The 20,549-nt window shown below is 71.7% G+C and carries 12 protein-coding genes; all 12 read left to right on the plus strand.

Annotated features, from left to right (window positions below):
- Positions 1 to 1,335, plus strand: a 1,335-nt coding sequence (locus MHY85_RS03915) for a D-alanyl-D-alanine carboxypeptidase family protein (protein WP_239193349.1), incomplete at its 5' end; no start/stop codon positions are given.
- Between the two features lie 114 nt (positions 1,336 to 1,449).
- On the plus strand, positions 1,450 to 1,890 hold the full coding sequence (locus MHY85_RS03920; protein WP_154728237.1) for an OsmC family protein: 441 nt from the start codon (positions 1,450 to 1,452) through the stop codon (positions 1,888 to 1,890).
- Between the two features lie 119 nt (positions 1,891 to 2,009).
- Positions 2,010 to 4,964 (plus strand): FAD-binding and (Fe-S)-binding domain-containing protein, encoded by a 2,955-nt coding sequence (locus MHY85_RS03925; RefSeq protein WP_374232815.1) that lies wholly within the window; start codon positions 2,010 to 2,012, stop codon positions 4,962 to 4,964.
- Positions 4,965 to 5,240: 276 nt separating this feature from the next.
- Positions 5,241 to 5,771, plus strand: a complete 531-nt coding sequence (rplJ, locus tag MHY85_RS03930; protein WP_154728239.1) for a 50S ribosomal protein L10 — start codon at positions 5,241 to 5,243, stop codon at positions 5,769 to 5,771.
- 81 nt (positions 5,772 to 5,852) lie between these two features.
- Positions 5,853 to 6,245 (plus strand): 50S ribosomal protein L7/L12, encoded by a 393-nt coding sequence (gene rplL / locus MHY85_RS03935; RefSeq protein ID WP_147794369.1) that lies wholly within the window; start codon positions 5,853 to 5,855, stop codon positions 6,243 to 6,245.
- A gap of 430 nt (positions 6,246 to 6,675) precedes the next feature.
- Positions 6,676 to 10,182 (plus strand): DNA-directed RNA polymerase subunit beta, encoded by a 3,507-nt coding sequence (gene rpoB, locus MHY85_RS03940; protein ID WP_239193350.1) that lies wholly within the window; start codon positions 6,676 to 6,678, stop codon positions 10,180 to 10,182.
- A gap of 121 nt (positions 10,183 to 10,303) precedes the next feature.
- The gene (locus MHY85_RS03945; protein WP_239193352.1) at positions 10,304 to 14,173 is read left to right on the plus strand and encodes a DNA-directed RNA polymerase subunit beta'; all 3,870 of its coding nucleotides are present in this window, start codon (positions 10,304 to 10,306) and stop codon (positions 14,171 to 14,173) included.
- A gap of 447 nt (positions 14,174 to 14,620) precedes the next feature.
- Positions 14,621 to 14,989, plus strand: coding sequence for a 30S ribosomal protein S12 (gene rpsL, locus MHY85_RS03950; protein WP_122147700.1), 369 nt, complete (start codon positions 14,621 to 14,623; stop codon positions 14,987 to 14,989).
- A 4-nt stretch (positions 14,990 to 14,993) separates the two neighbouring features.
- Positions 14,994 to 15,464 carry a 30S ribosomal protein S7 gene (rpsG, locus tag MHY85_RS03955; RefSeq protein WP_122147699.1) on the plus strand — a complete coding sequence of 157 codons (471 nt, stop codon included), beginning with the start codon at positions 14,994 to 14,996 and terminating at the stop codon, positions 15,462 to 15,464.
- Positions 15,465 to 15,506: 42 nt separating this feature from the next.
- The gene (fusA, locus tag MHY85_RS03960) at positions 15,507 to 17,624 is read left to right on the plus strand and encodes an elongation factor G (protein WP_308191310.1); all 2,118 of its coding nucleotides are present in this window, start codon (positions 15,507 to 15,509) and stop codon (positions 17,622 to 17,624) included.
- 121 nt (positions 17,625 to 17,745) lie between these two features.
- A complete protein-coding gene (tuf, locus tag MHY85_RS03965; protein ID WP_239193354.1) occupies positions 17,746 to 18,936 on the plus strand; it encodes an elongation factor Tu in 1,191 nt (396 codons plus the stop codon).
- A 312-nt stretch (positions 18,937 to 19,248) separates the two neighbouring features.
- A complete protein-coding gene (locus MHY85_RS03970; protein ID WP_239193356.1) occupies positions 19,249 to 20,238 on the plus strand; it encodes a type IV toxin-antitoxin system AbiEi family antitoxin domain-containing protein in 990 nt (329 codons plus the stop codon).
- The last annotated feature ends 311 nt before the right edge of the window (positions 20,239 to 20,549 follow it).

Here is a 20,549-nt window from a genome sequence, read left to right on the forward strand (position 1 = left end):
GCGCGGCGGCGCGCCGGCCGCCGGTCCGCCGCCCCCGGTGGCCGCCGCGCCGCCGCGCCGGCGACCGCCCGCGGCTCCCACCGCGCCGAGGGCCGCGCGTCCGTGCGCACGCCGTCCCGGGGGGTGCCCGTGGCCACCCTCGCCACGGCCGACGCCGCCAACCGCGCCGAGCGCCGCCGTCGCCGCGCCCCGCGCCGGTCCGCCGCGCGCATGGCGCAGGGCGCCGTGGCCGTGGGCCTCGCCCTCGGCGTGGGCGGGTTCGCCATCGCCCCGGCCGCCGTGGGCGGCGCCTCGTTCGGCGCCGCGAAGAACACGGAGCCCACCCCGTCGCCGAGCGCGACCGACGCCGAGGCCGCCCTCACCCCGCAGGTGGTGCAGGAGCGCGGCGCGGCTGTCGTGGCCGCCGCCGGCACGGTCCAGGAGGCCGGCAACGCCAAGGCCGACGCGATCGCGGCCGCGGTCCCCGCCGACGCCACCGCCGCGCTGGACACCGCGGTGGCCGAGCTCGACACCCTGATCGCGGCGACCCAGGCGGAGCAGCCGGCGCTCAGCGCGCTGCAGCCCGCGACGGACAGCACCCCGGCGCCGGTGCTGTCCGGCGAGGCGCTGGCGGAGGCGGTCGAGCAGGCCGGGTCCTCGGGCCTCGCGGACGCCGCGGCCGCCGCCGGTGCGCAGACGACGTCGGACGACGACGCCGGCGAGCCCGCCGCGTCGCCGTCGGCGCTGCCCACCGGTGCGGCCGCCACGGCCGAGGCGCCCGCCGACGCGGACGCCGACCCCGCCGCCGTCCGCCTCACCGCCGCCCGCGACCGGGTGGCGACGCTGACCGCGGAGCTGCAGACCGTCACGCAGCAGGCGCAGGAGGCGGCCGCCGCCGCCGAGGCCGCCCGGGTCGCCGCCGAGGCGGCGCGCAAGGAGGCCCAGCGGACGTCGCTCGAGGGCTACGCCAACGGCCGCATCCCGTCCTCGGCGCTCTGCGAGCTCGACTTCGCGGCGGGCCAGGAGCTGCGCTGCGACGCCGCGGAGGCGCTGGAGCAGCTGAACGTCGCCTTCACCCAGGCGTTCGGGACCGCCCTGGTCATCACGGACTCCTACCGGTCCTACAGCCAGCAGGTCGCGTGCCGGGCGCAGAAGGGCAGCCTGTGCGCCACCCCGGGCACCTCGAACCACGGCGGCGGCGTCGCGGTCGACCTCGGCGGCAACGCGTACACGTTCGGCACCGACCAGCACGACTGGATGCTGGCGCACGCCGAGGAGTACGGCTGGACGCTGCCGGCCTGGGCCCGCTCGACCGGGTCGAAGCCGGAGCCGTGGCACTGGGAGTACATCGGCTGACGCCGGCGGGCGCGACGTCCCGGACCGGGGGGTGCGCGGCCGGTCGGGGCGACCTACGGTGAGCAGCGCGGCGGCCGCCCGGCCGCCCGGCCACCACTCGTGAGGAGCCCCGACATGCCCACTCGCACCGCACGCACCGCCTGGAACGGGACCCTCAACGAGGGCGGCGGCCAGGTGGAGCTCACCAGCTCGAAGGTCGGCACCTACGACGTGTCGTTCCCGAAGCGGGCGGCCGACGAGGCCGGCGGCACCACCAGCCCCGAGGAGCTGATCGCGGCGGCGCACTCGTCCTGCTACGCGATGCAGCTGTCCGCGCTGATCGGCGAGGCCGGGGGCACCCCCGAGTCGCTGGAGGTCACCGCCGACGTCACGCTGAGCCCGGACCCGGCCGGCGGCTTCCGGATCAGCGGGATCGCGCTGACGGTCCGCGGCGAGGTGTCCGGCCTCGACGAGGCGGGCTTCCTCAAGGCGGCCGACGACGCGAAGGCGACCTGCCCGGTCAGCAAGGCGCTCACCGGCACCGAGATCACCCTGGACGCCGCGCTGGAGTCCTGAGCCGGCGGACCGCCGCACGCACGCCCCCGTCGGCCCACCCGGGCCCGGCGGGGGCGTGGTCGCGTCCGGGGCCTGGACGGTGCGCCACCCAGCGCCCGGGCGGGTGGAACACTGACCGCGTGCCGACCGCCACGTCCCTCCCCCCGGGCGCCGACCCCCGCACGCCGGACGGCCCCGACGCCGCCGAGCTCGTCCGCGCCCTGCGCGCCGCCGTCGCCGGCGGGGTGGACGACTCCGCCCGCCGGCGCGCCGAGTACTCGACCGACGCGTCCAACTACCGCGTGGTCCCGTCCGTCGTCGTGTTCCCCCGGGACGTGGACGACGCCCTCGCCGCGCTGGACGTCGCTCGCGGCCTGGGCGCCCCGGTGACCTCACGCGGCGGCGGCACGTCGGTCGCCGGCAACGCCGTCGGCACGGGCGTCGTGCTCGACTGGTCGCGGCACGTGAACCGGGTGCTCGACGTCGACCCCGAGGCGCGCACCGCGCGGGTGGAGCCCGGCGTCGTCATGGCGATGCTGCAGAAGGCGGCCGCGCCGCACGGGCTGCGGTTCGGCCCCGACCCGTCGACGCAGGCGCGCGCCACGCTCGGCGGGATGATCGGCAACAACGCCTGCGGTCCCCGCGCGGTGGCGTACGGGCGGACCGCCGACAACGTGCTGGAGCTCGACGTCGTCGACGGGCGGGGGCGGCGGTTCACCGCCGGGAAGGGCCTCGACCCCGTCGCCGGCCTCGACGCCCTGGTGCGCGCCGAGATGGCGACCCTCCGCACCGAGCTCGGCCGGTTCGGCCGCCAGGTGTCGGGCTACTCCCTCGAGCACCTGCTCCCGGAGAACGGCGCCGACCTCGCGAAGGCGCTCGTCGGCACCGAGGGCACCGTGGTCACGCTGCTCGGCGCGACCGTCCGCCTGGTGCCCGTGTCCGCCGCGCCGGTGCTGGTCGTGCTCGGGTACCCCGACATGGCGACCGCCGCCGACGCCGTCCCCGCGCTGCTGGCGCACCGGCCCCTGGCTATCGAGGGCATGGACGCCCGCCTGGTCGACGTCGTGCGCCGGGTCAAGGGCGCCGCGGCCGTCCCGCCGCTGCCCGAGGGCGCGGGCTGGCTGATGTGCGAGGTCGGCGGCGACACCCTGGACGAGGCGCTGGAGCGGGCGCACGCCCTGGCGGCCGACGCCGGCACCGGCGCGGTCGGCGTGTTCCCGCCCGGGCCGGAGGCGGCCGCGATGTGGCGCATCCGCGAGGACGGCGCCGGCCTCGGCGGCCGGACGCCGTCGGGCGAGCAGGCGTGGCCGGGCTTCGAGGACTCCGCGGTGCCCCCCGAGCGCCTCGGCGCGTACCTGCGGGAGCTCGAGGCGCTGATGGCCCGGCACGGCGTCGACGGCCTGGCGTACGGGCACTTCGGCGACGGCTGCGTGCACCTGCGGCTGGACGTCCCGATGGAGCGGTCCGGCGACCCGATGCGCGCCTTCATGACCGACGCGGCGCACCTCGTCGCGTCGCACGGCGGCTCGCTGTCCGGCGAGCACGGCGACGGCCGCGCCCGCTCCGAGCTGCTGCCGGTCATGTACTCCGCGCAGGCCATCGGCGCGTTCGAGGCGTTCAAGGCGCTGCTCGACCCCGACGACCTGCTCAACCCCGGGGTGCTGGTCCGACCGCGACCGCTGGACGCCGACCTGCGCCGCCCGCACGCCCGGCCGATCCCCGCGGGCCACGGGGGCTTCGCGTTCGACCACGACCACGGCGACTTCACCACCGCCGTGCACCGGTGCATCGGCGTCGGCAAGTGCCGCGCGGACTCGTCGGCGGCGGGCGGGTTCATGTGCCCGTCGTACCTGGCGACGAAGGACGAGAAGGACTCGACCCGGGGTCGCGCCCGCGTCCTGCAGGAGATGGCCAACGGCACGCTGGTGTCCCGCGGCTGGTCCTCGCCCGAGGTGCACGAGGTCCTCGACCTGTGCCTGTCCTGCAAGGCCTGCTCCTCGGACTGCCCGGCCGGGGTCGACATGGCGCAGTACAAGGCCGAGGTGCTGCACCGCACGTACCGGGGCCGGCTGCGCCCGGTGAACCACTACGCGCTCGGCTGGCTGCCCCGGTGGACCCGGCTCGTCACCGGTGTCCCGGGGCTCGCGCGGCTGGCCAACGCCGCGCTGTCGGTCCGGCCGCTGGCCAAGGTCGTGCTGAAGCTCGGCGGCATGGACACGCGCCGGAAGATGGTGTCGTTCGCGCCCGCCCCGTTCCGGTCCCGCGTGCGTCGCGGCGAGGTCGAGGCGCGGCCGGGCGCGGCACCGACGGCCCAGGGCGCCGGGGCGCTGTCCGTGACCGGCACCTCCGGCCGCCCGCCCGTGCTGCTGTGGACCGACTCGTTCAGCGACAGCCTCGCGCCGTCGGTGCCGGTCGCGGCCGTGACGGTGCTGCGGGCCGCCGGCTACGAGGTGCTGGTCCCCGAGCACGACGCGTGCTGCGGCCTCACCTGGATCTCCACCGGCCAGCTCGACGGCGCCCGCAAGCGGCTCACCCACCTGCTCGAGGTGCTGGGGCCGTACGCGGTGAACGGCGTGCCGATCGTCGGGCTCGAGCCGTCCTGCACCGCCGTGCTGCGCTCGGACCTGCTCGACCTGCTGCCGGGGGACCCGCGGGCCGTCGCCGTCGCCCGCGCCACCCGGACGCTGGCGGAGCTGCTGACCGCGCCCGCGCCGATCGGGCCGGGGGACCGGTGGCAGCTGCCGGACCTGTCCGACGTCACCGCCGTGGTGCAGCCGCACTGCCACCACCACAGCGTGATGACGTACACGGCCGACCACACCCTGCTCACCGAGGCCGGGGCGTCGTTCTCGGAGCTCGCCGGCTGCTGCGGGCTCGCGGGCAACTTCGGCATGGAGGCGGGCCACTACGACGTGTCCGTCCAGGTGGCCGAGCGCGCGCTGCTCCCGGCGCTCCGCGCGGCCGCGCCCGGCGACGTGTTCCTGGCCGACGGCTACTCCTGCCGCACCCAGGCCGACCAGCTGGCGGACGTGCGGGGCGTGCACCTCGCGGAGCTGCTGGCGGCGCACCTGCCGGCGGCGACGGCGGAGCGGTAGGCGGCCGGCCTGCGGATTTGGGCCGCGGCGCCGCGTGCCGTACTCTGGTCGCTGCCCAAGACCGCAGGTCGTCGGCCCCCGTGCTCTCCCCGCCTCCGTGGGGTGCGCGCGAGAGCCGCCCGAAGTCCCGCTCACGCGGAGGCCCGCGCAGGTGATCGATGTTCGATGGTGAGGCGCGCGAGCGCGTCGACTGCGAGCCCCGGCGCCTGCGCCGGGGCTCTTCTCGTGCCGGGGCCGAGGACGACGCCCGGCGGCACCACCATCGGAAGGATTGCCATGGCGAGGCCGGACAAGGCAGCCGCAGTCGCCGAGCTCACGGACCAGTTCCGTGACTCGAACGCTGCCGTGCTGACCGAGTACCGCGGGCTCACCGTCGCGCAGCTCAAGCAGCTGCGCCGGTCGCTGAGCGGCAACGCGAACTACGCCGTGGTGAAGAACACGCTGACCGCGATCGCGGCCAAGGAAGCCGGCATCGAGGGGATCGCCGACGAGCTCAAGGGCCCGTCCGCCATCGCCTTCGTGACCGGTGACCCGGTCGAGGCCGCCAAGGGTCTGCGTGACTTCGCCAAGGCGAACCCCGCACTGGTCATCAAGGGCGGTGTCCTCGACGGGCGCGCCCTGACCGCTGCGGACGTCACCAAGCTCGCGGACCTCGAGTCCCGCGAGGTCCTGCTGGCCAAGGCGGCCGGTGCGATGAAGGCCAAGCTGTTCCAGACGGCGTACCTCTTCACCGCGCCCGCCTCGAAGGCCGTGCGCACCGTCGAGGCGCTGCGCGTCCAGCAGGAGACCGCCGACACCGCTGCCTGAGCCACCCCGGCTCACGCGCTCCCCACACTGCCCCGCACGGTCGACCCGACCGGCGAGGACCGAACGGAAGGAACCGCCATCATGGCGAAGCTCACCACCGACGAGCTCATCGAGCAGTTCAAGGGCCTCACCCTCATCGAGCTCTCCGAGTTCGTGAAGGCGTTCGAGGACGTCTTCGAGGTCACCGCTGCGGCCCCGGCCGCCGTGGCTGTCGCCCCCGCCGCCGGCGGTGCCGGTGCCGAGGCCGCCGCCGAGGAGGAGAAGGACGAGTTCGACGTCATCCTCGAGGCCGCCGGCGACAAGAAGATCCAGGTCATCAAGGAGGTGCGCGGCCTCACCTCGCTCGGTCTGAAGGAGGCCAAGGACCTCGTGGACGGCGCCCCGAAGCCGGTCCTGGAGAACGTCAACAAGGAGACCGCGGACAAGGCCAAGGCCGCCCTCGAGGGCGCCGGCGCCACCGTCACCCTCAAGTGACCCGCTCCGGCGGTCGCTGACCGCCGGGTCGCCTCGCACGCAGGCCCGCACCCCTCGGGGTGCGGGCCTGCGTCGTGCCCGGGGAGGGGGCGCCGGTCGTGCGGCGTCACGGCTCGGCTCCCCGGCAGCGGCGGCGCGCGGAATGTGCGCGCCGGAGCGGGCGTTGCAGCACCCGGAGGCACGACGGAGTGCCCGGTCCGGGCCGCCCGGGGCACGCCCGACCAGGTGTGTCGCACGCCCCATACCACGACGCGTGGACATCGCGCCACGTCTGTACTACGCTAGCGCTTTGCGCTGGCCTGTGCCCGCGACCCCGTATAACCCGCGCCCGACGGCATCGTAGTACGCGATGCCCGCTGGGCCTGAGGCCGGGGGGTCGCGAACCGCCGGGCCCGTCGCAGGGAACTCGATCTGCTGGGAAGGACCCCTCTTGGCTGCCTCGCGCACCTCCTCCGCAACGTCCGAAGCCATCGCGAACCGCACCATCTCCCGCCGCGTCTCGTTCGCCCGGATCGACGAGCCGCTCGAGGTCCCGGACCTCCTGGGGCTCCAGACGGAGAGCTTCGACTGGCTGCTCGGCAACGAGAAGTGGCAGGCCCGCGTCGCCGCCGCTCTCGAGAACGGCCGGCAGGACGTCCCGGAGACCGCTGGACTGGAGGAGATCTTCGAGGAGATCTCCCCCATCGAGGACTTCGGCGGCACCATGTCGCTGTCGTTCCGCGAGCACCGTTTCGAGCCGCCGAAGTACACGGCCGACGAGTGCAAGGAGAAGGACTTCACCTACGCGGCGCCGCTGTTCGTGACCGCGGAGTTCGTGAACTACACCACCGGTGAGATCAAGAGCCAGACGGTCTTCATGGGCGACTTCCCGCTCATGAGCGAGCGCGGCACCTTCATCATCAACGGCACCGAGCGCGTCGTCGTGTCGCAGCTCGTCCGCTCCCCGGGCGTGTACTTCGAGCGCACCGCCGACAAGACGTCCGACAAGGACATCTTCTCGGTGAAGATGATCCCGAGCCGCGGCGCGTGGCTGGAGTTCGAGATCGACAAGCGCGACAACGTCGGCGTCCGCGTCGACCGCAAGCGCAAGCAGAACGCCACCGTGCTGCTCAAGGCGCTCGGCATGACCGAGTCGGAGATCCGCGAGGAGTTCGCGCAGTTCCCGGCCGTCATCGACACCCTGGAGAAGGACCACGTCCAGACCCAGGACGAGGCGCTGCTCGACCTCTACCGCAAGATCCGCCCGGGCGAGCCGCCGACCGTCGAGGCCGGCCGCGCGCTGATCGAGAACTTCTACTTCAACCCGAAGCGCTACGACCTGGCGAAGGTCGGCCGCTACAAGCTGAACAAGAAGCTCGGCATCGACGTGCCGCTCGCCGACTCGGTGCTGTCCAAGGACGACATCGTCGCCGCGATCAAGTACATGGCGGCGCTGCACGCCGACGTCGCGACCCTGCCGGGGCAGCGGGGCGGCGAGGCGATCGAGGTCCGCGTCGAGACGGACGACATCGACCACTTCGGCAACCGCCGCATCCGCGCCGTGGGCGAGCTCATCCAGAACCAGGTCCGCACGGGCCTGTCCCGGATGGAGCGCGTCGTGCGCGAGCGCATGACGACCCAGGACGTCGAGGCGATCACGCCGCAGACCCTGATCAACATCCGCCCCGTCGTGGCCTCCATCAAGGAGTTCTTCGGGACGAGCCAGCTGTCGCAGTTCATGGACCAGAACAACCCGCTCGCCGGCCTGACGCACAAGCGTCGCCTGTCCGCGCTGGGCCCGGGTGGTCTGTCCCGCGACCGCGCCGGCATGGAGGTCCGTGACGTCCACCCGTCGCACTACGGCCGCATGTGCCCGATCGAGACCCCCGAGGGCCCGAACATCGGCCTCATCGGCTCGCTCGCGACGTTCGGGCGGATCAACCCGTTCGGCTTCGTCGAGACCCCGTACCGCAAGGTCGAGTTCGGCCGCGTGACGGACGAGGTGCACTACCTCACCGCCGACGACGAGGACCGCTACGTCATCGCCCAGGCCAACGCGGCCGTGGACGCCGACGGCAAGTTCGCCGACGACACCGTCCTGGTCCGCGTCAAGGGCGGCGACACCGAGGACGTCCCGGCCGAGACGGTCGACTACATGGACGTCTCGCCGCGCCAGATGGTGTCGGTCGCGACGGCGCTCATCCCGTTCCTCGAGCACGACGACGCCAACCGCGCGCTCATGGGCGCCAACATGCAGCGCCAGGCCGTGCCGCTGGTCCGCTCCGAGGCGCCGCTGGTCGGCACCGGCATGGAGTGGCGCGCGGCCGTCGACGCCGGCGACGTCATCGTGGCGAGCAAGCCGGGTGTGGTCACCGAGGTGTCGGCCGACCTCATCACGGTCGCGAACGACGACGCGACGACGAGCACCTACCGCGTGGCGAAGTTCCGCCGCTCGAACCAGGGCACGTCGTACAACCAGCGCGTCCTGGTCGACCAGGGCGCCCGCGTCGAGGTCGGCTCCGTGCTGGCCGACGGCCCGGCGACGGACGAGGGCGAGCTGTCCCTCGGCCGCAACCTGCTGGTCGCGTTCATGTCGTGGGAGGGCCACAACTACGAGGACGCGATCATCCTGTCGCAGCGCCTCGTGCAGGACGACGTCCTGTCCTCGATCCACATCGAGGAGCACGAGGTCGACGCCCGCGACACCAAGCTGGGCCCCGAGGAGATCACCCGGGACATCCCGAACGTCTCCGAGGACGTGCTGGCGGACCTGGACGAGCGCGGCATCATCCGCATCGGCGCCGAGGTCTCCGCGGGCGACGTGCTGGTCGGCAAGGTCACCCCGAAGGGCGAGACCGAGCTGACCCCGGAGGAGCGCCTGCTGCGCGCGATCTTCGGCGAGAAGGCCCGCGAGGTCCGCGACACGTCCCTCAAGGTGCCGCACGGCGAGTCCGGCACGGTCATCGAGGTGCGCACGTTCAACCGCGAGGACGGCGACGAGCTGCCCGCCGGCGTGAACGAGCTGGTCCGGGTCTACATCGCCCAGCGCCGCAAGATCACCGACGGCGACAAGCTCGCCGGCCGCCACGGCAACAAGGGCGTCATCTCCAAGATCCTGCCCGTCGAGGACATGCCGTTCCTCCCGGACGGCACCCCGGTGGACATCGTCCTGAACCCGATGGGTGTCCCGGGCCGCATGAACGTCGGCCAGGTGCTGGAGGTCCACCTCGGGTGGATCGCCAAGCAGGGCTGGGACGTGCAGCTGGCCGAGGGCGACCTGTCGTGGGTCGACGAGGTCCCGGAGATCGCCAAGTCGTCGCAGCCGGGCGTCCCGGTCGCGACGCCGGTGTTCGACGGCGTGCCGGAGGAGACCCTCACCGGTCTGCTCGGCTCGACCCTGCCGAACCGCGACGGCGAGCGCATGGTCGGCGTGGACGGCAAGGCGCGGCTGTTCGACGGCCGCTCCGGCGAGCCGTTCCCGGACCCGGTGGCCGTCGGCTACATGTACATCCTCAAGCTGCACCACCTCGTGGACGACAAGATCCACGCCCGGTCGACCGGCCCCTACTCGATGATCACGCAGCAGCCGCTGGGTGGTAAGGCGCAGTTCGGCGGCCAGCGGTTCGGCGAGATGGAGGTGTGGGCCCTCGAGGCGTACGGCGCGGCCTACACGCTCCAGGAGCTCCTGACCATCAAGTCGGACGACATCCCGGGCCGCGTGAAGGTGTACGAGGCCATCGTCAAGGGCGAGAACATCCCCGACTCGGGCATCCCGGAGTCGTTCAAGGTGCTCCTCAAGGAGATGCAGTCCCTCTGCCTGAACGTGGAGGTGCTGTCCTCCGACGGCGTGTCGATCGACATGCGGGAGAACGACGACGAGGTGTACCGCGCCGCCGAGGAGCTGGGCATCGACCTCTCGCGCCGGCCGAACGCCGCGAGCACCGTCGACGAGATCTGACGCCGAGCGTCCGCCGGCCCCCTCACCGGGGCCGGCGGGCCGCCCGCACCCCTTGCAGCATCTCCATTCCGCCGGAAGCAGGCGCCCCGAGCGCCCCGGCATGCGAAGGAAGTAGGACCCCTTGCTCGACGTCAACGTCTTCGACGAGCTGCGCATCGGCCTGGCCACGGCCGACGACATCCGGACCTGGTCGCACGGCGAGGTCAAGAAGCCCGAGACCATCAACTACCGCACCCTGAAGCCGGAGAAGGACGGGCTCTTCTGCGAGAAGATCTTCGGCCCCACCCGGGACTGGGAGTGCTACTGCGGCAAGTACAAGCGCGTGCGCTTCAAGGGCATCATCTGCGAGCGCTGCGGCGTCGAGGTGACCCGTTCCAAGGTGCGTCGTGAGCGCATGGGCCACATCGAGCTGGCCGCGCCCGTCACGCACATCTGGTTCTTCAAGGGCGTGCCCTCGCGCCTCGGCTACCTGCTCGACCTCGCCCCGAAGGACCTGGAGAAGGTCATCTACTTCGCGGCGTACATGATCACGTGGGTCGACGTCGACGGCCGCCAGGAGGACCTGCCGAACCTCCAGAACGAGATCGACCTGGAGCGCAAGGAGATCGCGGACCGCCGCGACAACGACATCAACACCCGCGCGTCGAAGCTCGAGGCCGACCTGGCCGAGCTCGAGGCCGAGGGTGCCAAGGCCGACGCGCGCCGCAAGGTCCGCGACTCGGCCGAGCGCGAGATGGCGCAGATCCGCAAGCGCGCGGACGCCGAGATCGAGCGCCTGGACACCATCTGGGACAAGTTCAAGAACCTCAAGGTCGCCGACCTCGAGGGCGACGAGCTGCTCTACCGCCAGCTGCAGGACCGCTACGGCAACTACTTCGAGGGGTCGATGGGCGCCGCGGCGATCCAGAAGCGCCTCGAGGCGTTCGACCTGGACGCCGAGGCCGAGAACCTGCGCGAGATCATCCGCACCGGCAAGGGCCAGCGGAAGACCCGTGCGCTCAAGCGCCTCAAGGTCGTCAACGCGTTCCTCACCACGACGAACTCGCCGACCGGCATGGTGCTGGACGCCGTCCCGGTCATCCCGCCGGACCTGCGCCCGATGGTGCAGCTCGACGGCGGCCGGTTCGCCACGTCCGACCTGAACGACCTGTACCGCCGCGTCATCAACCGGAACAACCGCCTCAAGCGGCTCCTGGACCTGGGCGCGCCGGAGATCATCGTCAACAACGAGAAGCGGATGCTCCAGGAGGCCGTGGACTCGCTGTTCGACAACGGCCGCCGCGGCCGCCCGGTGACGGGCCCCGGCAACCGCCCGCTGAAGTCGATCTCCGACATGCTCAAGGGCAAGCAGGGCCGGTTCCGCCAGAACCTGCTCGGCAAGCGCGTCGACTACTCGGGCCGTTCGGTCATCGTCGTCGGCCCGCAGCTCAAGCTGCACCAGTGCGGTCTGCCCAAGCAGATGGCGCTCGAGCTGTTCAAGCCGTTCGTGATGAAGCGCCTGGTCGACCTGAACCACGCGCAGAACATCAAGTCGGCCAAGCGCATGGTCGAGCGCGCCCGCCCGGTCGTGTGGGACGTGCTCGAGGAGGTCATCACCGAGCACCCGGTGCTGCTGAACCGTGCACCCACGCTGCACCGTCTCGGCATCCAGGCGTTCGAGCCCCAGCTCGTCGAGGGCAAGGCGATCCACCTGCACCCGCTCGTCTGCGGCGCGTTCAACGCCGACTTCGACGGCGACCAGATGGCCGTGCACCTGCCCCTGAGCGCCGAGGCGCAGGCCGAGGCCCGCATCCTCATGCTCTCGAGCAACAACATCCTGAAGCCGTCGGACGGCCGTCCGGTGACCATGCCCTCGCAGGACATGATCATCGGCCTGTTCCACCTGACCTCCGACAAGGAGGACGCGAAGGGTGCGGGCCGGGCGTTCAGCTCGGTGTCCGAGGCGATCATGGCGTTCGACCAGGGCTCGCTGGACCTCAACGCGGTCGTCAAGATCCGCATGGAGGGCCTCGTGTTCGGCCCCGGCCAGGAGCCCGAGGGCTTCTCGGCCGACCAGCCGTACCTGTTCGAGACCTCGCTCGGCCGGGCGCTGTTCAACGAGCTGCTGCCGGTGGACTACCCGTACGAGAACGGCGTCGTCGACAAGAAGCGCCTCTCCGTGATCGTCAACGACCTCGCGGAGCGGTACCCGAAGGTCGAGGTCGCCGCCTCGCTCGACGCCCTGAAGGAGGCCGGCTTCCGCTGGGCCACCCGCTCGGGCGTGACCATCGCGATCTCCGACGTGGCGGCCCCGTCCGCCAAGCAGGAGATCCTCACCGAGCACGAGGCGCGCGCGGCGAAGGTGCAGGGCCAGTACGACAAGGGCCTCATCACCGACGACGAGCGTCGTCAGGAGCTCATCGAGATCTGGACGCAGGCCACCGACAAGGTCGCCAAGGCGATGCAGGAGAACTTCTCCGCCCGCAACACGGTGTTCCGGATGGTCGGCTCGGGTGCGCGTGGTAACTGGATGCAGGTCCGCCAGATCGCCGGCATGCGCGGCCTCGTGGCGAACCCGAAGGGCGAGATCATCCCCCGCCCGATCAAGTCCAACTACCGCGAGGGCCTGTCGGTCCTGGAGTACTTCATCGCGACGCACGGCGCCCGCAAGGGTCTGGCGGACACCGCGCTGCGGACCGCCGACTCGGGCTACCTCACCCGTCGTCTGGTGGACGTCTCCCAGGACGTCATCGTCCGCGAGGAGGACTGCGGCACCGAGCGCGGCCTGACGATGCCGATCGGCGTCCCGGGCACCGGTGGCGCCCTGCGCCGGCACGACAAGGTCGAGACCAGCGTCTACGCGCGCACCCTGGCCACCGACGTCGAGATCGACGGCGAGGTCATCGGGAACGCGGGCGACGACGTGGGCGACGTCCTGCTGGACCGCCTGCTGGCGGCCGGTGTCGAGTCGCTCAAGGTCCGCTCCGTGCTGACCTGCGAGTCGCGCGTCGGCACCTGCGCCAAGTGCTACGGCCGCTCCCTGGCCACGGGCAAGCTGGTGGACATCGGCGAGGCCGTCGGCATCATCGCGGCGCAGTCCATCGGTGAGCCCGGCACGCAGCTGACGATGCGGACCTTCCACACCGGTGGTGTCGCGTCGGCCGAGGACATCACGCAGGGTCTGCCGCGTGTCCAGGAGCTCTTCGAGGCCCGCACCCCCAAGGGTGAGAGCCCGATCGCGGAGTTCTCGGGCCGCATCGCCATCGACGAGGCGGACCGGACGCGGCGCATCGTGCTGACGCCGGACGACGGCTCGGAGGAGATCGCCTACCCGATCACCAAGCGCTCGCGCCTGCTCGTGTCCGACGGCGACCACGTCGAGGTCGGCACGCAGCTGGTCCAGGGTGCGGTGGACCCGAAGAAGGTCCTGCGCATCCTCGGCCCGCGCGCCACGCAGAAGCACCTGGTGGACGAGGTCCAGGAGGTCTACAACTCCCAGGGCGTGGACATCCACGACAAGCACATCGAGGTCATCGTGCGGCAGATGCTGCGTCGCGTGACCGTGCTCGACTCGGGTGACACGGACCTGCTGCCGGGCGAGCTGGCCGAGCGCGGCCGGTTCGAGGACGCGAACCGCCGGGCGGTCGCCGAGGGCGGTCAGCCGGCCTCGGGTCGTCCGGAGCTGATGGGCATCACGAAGGCGTCGCTCGCGACGGACTCGTGGCTGTCGGCGGCGTCCTTCCAGGAGACGACCCGCGTCCTCACCGAGGCCGCGATGTCGGGCCGGAGCGACCCGCTGCTGGGCCTGAAGGAGAACGTCATCCTCGGCAAGCTGATCCCCGCCGGTACGGGCCTGCCCCGCTACCACGAGGTGTCGGTGGAGCCCACCGAGGAGGCGAAGGCCGAGCTGTACCCGTCCTTCGGCTACGACGAGATCGACTTCCCCGCCCTGGGCCTCGGCTCGGGCGAGGCGATCCCGCTCGAGGACATCGACTTCGGCGACTACCGCTGACGTCGACCCTCACCGGTCCGAGGGGGTCCGGTCGCGCCGCGTGCGTGACCGGGCCCCCTCGGCCCGTGCGGGGGAGGGCCCGGGAACACCCGGGCCCCCGCCGCTGTTGTGATGGACGTCCTACCGGCCGACCGCCACCAGGTGCTTTGACCCTGGGGTGACGGCCGAGTAACGTGGGACACCGTGCCCGCGCCGTCGGGCCCTCGCGCGCGCTCAGGTGGGTGACCACCTCGGGCGCCGGGTGGACAGCCCCCACCGCACCCCGATCCCGGACCCCCGGGAACCGGTGCGCGGACCAGGAGGGGCCGACACGCCCGGGTGCGGGGGTCGGTTCGGGACGCAAGACCCCCCGGGGTAGTCGCGCGACGGGCGACGATCCGGACCAAGCCGGCCGTCCAGGGCGACGGGTGCCGGTCAGACCAGACTCATCAACAAGACGGAGACGTAGTGCCTACGATCCAGCAGCTGGTCCGCAAGGGCCGGACGCCGAAGACGAACAAGTCGAAGACACCTGCCCTGCAGGGCAGCCCGCAGCGCCGCGGCGTCTGCACCCGCGTGTACACGACCACCCCGAAGAAGCCGAACTCGGCTCTCCGCAAGGTCGCGCGCGTCAAGCTCTCCTCGGGCATCGAGGTCACGGCCTACATCCCCGGTGAGGGCCACAACCTGCAGGAGCACTCCATCGTGCTCGTCCGCGGCGGTCGCGTGAAGGACCTCCCCGGTGTGCGCTACAAGATCATCCGTGGTGCTCTGGACACCCAGGGCGTGAAGAACCGTAAGCAGGCGCGCAGCCGCTACGGCGCGAAGAAGGGCTGAACCGATGCCTCGTAAGGGTCCCGCCCCCCGCCGGCCGCTGATCGTCGACCCCGTCTACGGCTCGCCGGTCGTCACGCAGCTCATCAACAAGGTCCTCCTCGACGGCAAGAAGTCCGTCGCCGAGGCCATCGTCTACGGCGCGCTCGAGGGCGTCCGCGAGAAGACCCAGGGCGACCCGGTCGTCGTGCTGAAGCGCGCGCTGGACAACGTCCGCCCGTCGCTCGAGGTCCGCTCCCGCCGCGTCGGTGGCGCCACCTACCAGGTCCCGGTCGAGGTCCGCCCCGTCCGCCAGACCACGCTCGCGCTGCGCTGGCTCACGGACTACTCGCGCGCTCGCCGCGAGAAGACCATGACCGAGCGCCTCATGAACGAGATCCTCGACGCCAGCAACGGCCTGGGCGCCGCGGTGAAGCGCCGCGAGGACATGCACAAGATGGCCGAGTCCAACAAGGCGTTCGCCCACTACCGCTGGTAATCCCAGCAGTAGGGCGGACCCCACTACCGAGGGGCTGAACCTGTGGCACTGGACGTGCTCACGGACCTGCACAAGGTCCGGAACATCGGCATCATGGCGCACATCGATGCCGGCAAGACCACGACGACCGAGCGGATCCTGTACTACACGGGCGTCAACTACAAGATCGGCGAGACCCACGACGGCGCGTCGACCACGGACTGGATGGAGCAGGAGCAGGAGCGTGGCATCACGATCACGTCCGCTGCTGTGACCGCCTTCTGGAACAAGGGCAAGTCGAACGAGACGCAGATCAACGTCATCGACACGCCCGGTCACGTGGACTTCACCGTCGAGGTGGAGCGCTCGCTGCGCGTGCTCGACGGCGCGGTCGCGGTGTTCGACGGCAAGGAGGGCGTGGAGCCCCAGTCGGAGACCGTGTGGCGCCAGGCCGACAAGTACGAGGTCCCCCGCATCTGCTTCGTCAACAAGATGGACAAGCTGGGCGCGGACTTCTACTTCACGGTCGACACCATCGTGAACCGCCTCAAGGCCAAGCCGCTGGTCATCCAGCTGCCGATCGGCTCCGAGAACGACTTCATCGGCGTCGTCGACCTGGTCGAGATGCGCGCGCTCGTGTGGCGCGGCGAGACCGAGATGGGCGCGAAGTACGAGATCGAGGAGATCCCGGCCGACCTCCAGGAGCGGGCGGAGCAGTTCCGCAGCGAGCTGCTCGAGGCCGTCGCCGAGACCGACGACGAGCTGCTCGAGAAGTTCCTGGGCGGTGAGGAGCTCACGGTCGCCGAGATCAAGGCCGGCATCCGCAAGCTCACCATCTCCGGCGAGGCGTTCCCGGTCCTGTGCGGCTCGGCGTTCAAGAACAAGGGCGTCCAGCCCATGCTCGACGCCGTCGTCGACTACCTCCCGTCGCCCCTCGACGTCCCGGCCATCCAGGGCCACGACGTCAAGGACCCGGAGGTCGTCATCGAGCGGCACCCGGACGCCACCGAGCCGTTCTCGGCCCTGGCGTTCAAGATCGCCGCGCACCCGTTCTTCGGCAAGCTCACCTTCATCCGGGTCTACTCGGGGAAGGTCGTGCAGGGCGCCCAGGTCATGAACTCGACCAAGGGCAAGAAGGAGCGCATCGGGAAGATCTTCCAGATGCACGCCAACAAGGAGAACCCCGTCGACGAGGCCACGGCCGGCCACATCTACGCGTTCATCGGCCTCAAGGACGTCACCACCGGTGACACCCTGTCGGACATGAACGCGCAGGTCATCCTCGAGTCGATGACCTTCCCCGAGCCGGTCATCGACGTGGCCATCGAGCCCAAGACGAAGGCCGACCAGGAGAAGCTCTCCACGGCGATCCAGAAGCTCGCCGAGGAGGACCCGACGTTCCGCGTCCGCCTGGACGAGGAGACCGGCCAGACCGTCATCGGCGGCATGGGCGAGCTCCACCTCGACATCCTCGTCGACCGCATGCGGCGCGAGTTCAAGGTCGAGGCCAACGTCGGCAAGCCGCAGGTGGCGTACCGCGAGACGATCCGCCGCAAGGTGGAGAAGATCGACTACACGCACAAGAAGCAGACGGGTGGCTCGGGCCAGTTCGCGAAGGTCCAGATGACCTTCGAGCCGCTGGAGACCGAGGACGGCGAGCTGTACGCGTTCGAGAACGCCGTCACCGGTGGTCGCGTCCCGCGCGAGTACATCCCGTCGGTCGACCAGGGCATCCAGAGCGCCATGCAGCTCGGCGTGCTGGCCGGCTTCCCGCTGGTCGGCATCAAGGCCACGCTGCTCGACGGTGCGGCGCACGACGTCGACTCGTCCGAGATGGCGTTCAAGATCGCCGGCTCGATGATCCTCAAGGAGGCCGTCCGCAAGGCGGACCCGGTCCTCCTCGAGCCGGTCATGGCCGTCGAGGTGCGCACGCCCGAGGACTACATGGGCGACGTCATCGGCGACATCAACTCGCGTCGCGGCATGATCCAGTCCATGGAGGACGCGACGGGCGTGAAGGTGATCCGCGCCCAGGTGCCGCTCTCCGAGATGTTCGGGTACGTCGGCGACCTGCGGTCCAAGACCCAGGGTCGTGCGGTGTACTCGATGCAGTTCGACAGCTACGCCGAGGTGCCTCGGAATGTTGCCGACGAGATCATCAAGAAGACCCGGGGCGAGTAGTCCCACAGGTCGAACCAAGAACGACCACCCAACCGACCCGTAGGACCGCACGTCCGCGGGGGGCCGCACGGCCCCCCGCATCGTTCGGCAATCTCTACACCAGAGTCCTGAGGAGGACCCAGTGGGCAAGGCGAAGTTCGAGCGGACCAAGCCGCACGTCAACATCGGGACCATCGGTCACGTCGACCACGGCAAGACGACGCTGACCGCTGCCATCTCGAAGGTGCTGCACGACAAGTACCCCGACCTGAACCCCTTCACGCCGTTCGACGAGATCGACAAGGCGCCGGAGGAGAAGCAGCGCGGCATCACGATCAACATCGCGCACGTCGAGTACCAGACGGAGAAGCGTCACTACGCTCACGTCGACGCGCCGGGTCACGCCGACTACATCAAGAACATGATCACGGGTGCGGCGCAGATGGACGGCGCCATCCTCGTGGTCGCCGCCACCGACGGCCCGATGGCCCAGACGCGCGAGCACGTCCTGCTCGCCCGCCAGGTCGGCGTGCCGTACCTGCTCGTGGCGCTCAACAAGTCCGACATGGTCGACGACGAGGAGATCCTCGAGCTCGTCGAGATGGAGGTCCGCGAGCTGCTGTCGTCGCAGGGCTTCGACGGCGACAACGCGCCCGTCATCCGCGTCTCCGGCCTGAAGGCCCTCGAGGGCGACCCGCAGTGGGTCAAGTCCGTCGAGGACCTGCTGGACGCCGTGGACGAGTCCGTGCCGGAGCCGGTGCGTGACATGGACAAGCCGTTCCTCATGCCGATCGAGGACGTCTTCACGATCACCGGTCGTGGCACCGTCGTCACCGGCAAGGTCGACCGCGGCAAGCTGCAGATCAACTCCGAGGTCGAGATCGTCGGCATCCGCCCGGCGCAGAAGACCACGGTCACCGGCATCGAGATGTTCCACAAGCAGATGGACGAGGCCTGGGCCGGCGAGAACTGCGGTCTGCTGCTCCGCGGCACCAAGCGCGAGGACGTCGAGCGCGGCCAGGTCGTCGTGAAGCCGGGCTCGATCACCCCGCACACCGAGTTCGAGGGCCAGGTCTACATCCTGGCCAAGGACGAGGGCGGGCGTCACAACCCGTTCTACTCGAACTACCGTCCGCAGTTCTACTTCCGGACCACGGACGTCACCGGCGTCATCACGCTGCCCGAGGGCACCGAGATGGTCATGCCCGGCGACAACACGGAGATCTCCGTGACGCTGATCCAGCCCATCGCGATGGAGGAGGGCCTCGGCTTCGCCATCCGCGAGGGTGGCCGCACCGTCGGCTCGGGCCGCGTCACCAAGATCATCAAGTGATCTGACCCCCTGCGGGGGGATCTGATCCACCGGGAGGGCCCGGGTGCTTCGGCACCCGGGCCCTCCTGCGTGCGCGGGGCGTGCCGCGCTCGTGTGCCCGCCGGCCGGGCCTACGGTTTCCGGCCCGGCCCACCCCGGCCGGGGGAGGCCGGGCCGGAAACCGTAGGTGGGAGGCCGGAGCGCAACCCGAAGGCCGGACGCATGCGGCGCTGCGCGGTCGCCGAGTCCTCCACAGCGCGACGCCGGTGTCGCGTCCCCCGGGGTGGGGCCGGCTGCGGCGCGTCCGCTCCCGCCGTCGCCTGGGGTGGGGTCATGGACGATCAGCTCGACCTCCTGCCCCCGGGTGCGTTCCTCGCCCGGGACGCCGCCCGCGCCGGCGTCGACGACGGCGCCCTGCGCCGTGCGGTGCGCGCGGGGCTGCTCGTGCGGCCGCGCACCGGGGTGTACGTCCGGGCGGACCAGTGGGGCGGTGCCGGTCCCGAGGCGCGGCACCTGCTGGTCGTGCAGGCCGTGGCCCGGCAGCTCGACCACCCGGTGTTCTCGCACGAGTCGGCCGCGGTGCTGTGGGGGCTCCCGCCCGTCGGCACGGCGGACGCGGTGCACGTGCTCGGTCCGGTGACCTCGACGGGGGCGCACCGCGGCACCGGAACCCGGGCGGGTCTGGTGCGGCACGCGGCGCGGGCAGGGGTGCCGATCACCTCGCGGTCGGGCCTGCGTGTCACTGCGGCCGCGGAGACCCTGGTCTCCCTGGCCCGGGCGCGCGACCTGGTGCGTGCGGTCCCCGTCGTCGACCACGCGCTGCGGGCGGGCCTCGCCACGCGCGAGGACCTGTGGGCGGCCCTGGCGGACCACGCCGGCGGGCCGGGCGCCCGTCGCGCCGCCCTGGCCGTCTCGCTCGGCGACGGTGCCTCCGAGTCGGTGGGGGAGTCGGTGAGTCGCGTCCGGATCCACCTCGACGGACTGGAACCGCCCGCGCTCCAGGTCCGGCTCGCGCACCGCGGGGACGTCGTGGCGCGCGTCGACTTCTGGTGGGAGGCGGCGCGTGTGGTGGGCGAGTTCGACGGGCGCAAGAAGTACCGCGTCGACGGTGTGCCGGACGGACGCGCGGTCGAGGACCGCGTGTGGGCGGAGAAGCAGCGCGAGGACCGGCTGCGAGACCTGGGCGTGCGCGTCGTGCGGTGGACCTGGTCGGACGTCCGGGCGCCCGGCGTGCTGGCGCGGCGGCTCGTGGCCGCGGGGATCCGACCTACGCTTTCCGGTGCGGCCTGCGCCGATCGTCGTCGGGTGGGCCGGAAAGCGTAGGCGGTGCCACGCGCGTCCGGCGCCCCGCGGCGGGCCGCGCCGCGTGATCGCGCGGGTGTGACGGACGCCCGGTTGGACCTTTCGGGTCCCGGCTGGCACACTAGACAAGTTGCCCGACGACGGGGGTGTCTGCGCGCGTGCGCCCGGACACCCCGAGAGCGGGCACGGGACGCGTGCGGGTCCAGCAGCAAGCCCGGGGTCACCCGGCGTCGGACCCGATCACCACAACGACCTCGTCCCAGCCGGCGCGCGCCCCGCGCACCCGGCCGGGACCAGCGCGGAGGAACGTCGCGAAACGCGACACGCCCGAG

This window comes from Cellulomonas sp. ACRRI (genome assembly GCF_022346185.1).
Classification (GTDB): Bacteria; Actinomycetota; Actinomycetes; order Actinomycetales; family Cellulomonadaceae; genus Cellulomonas.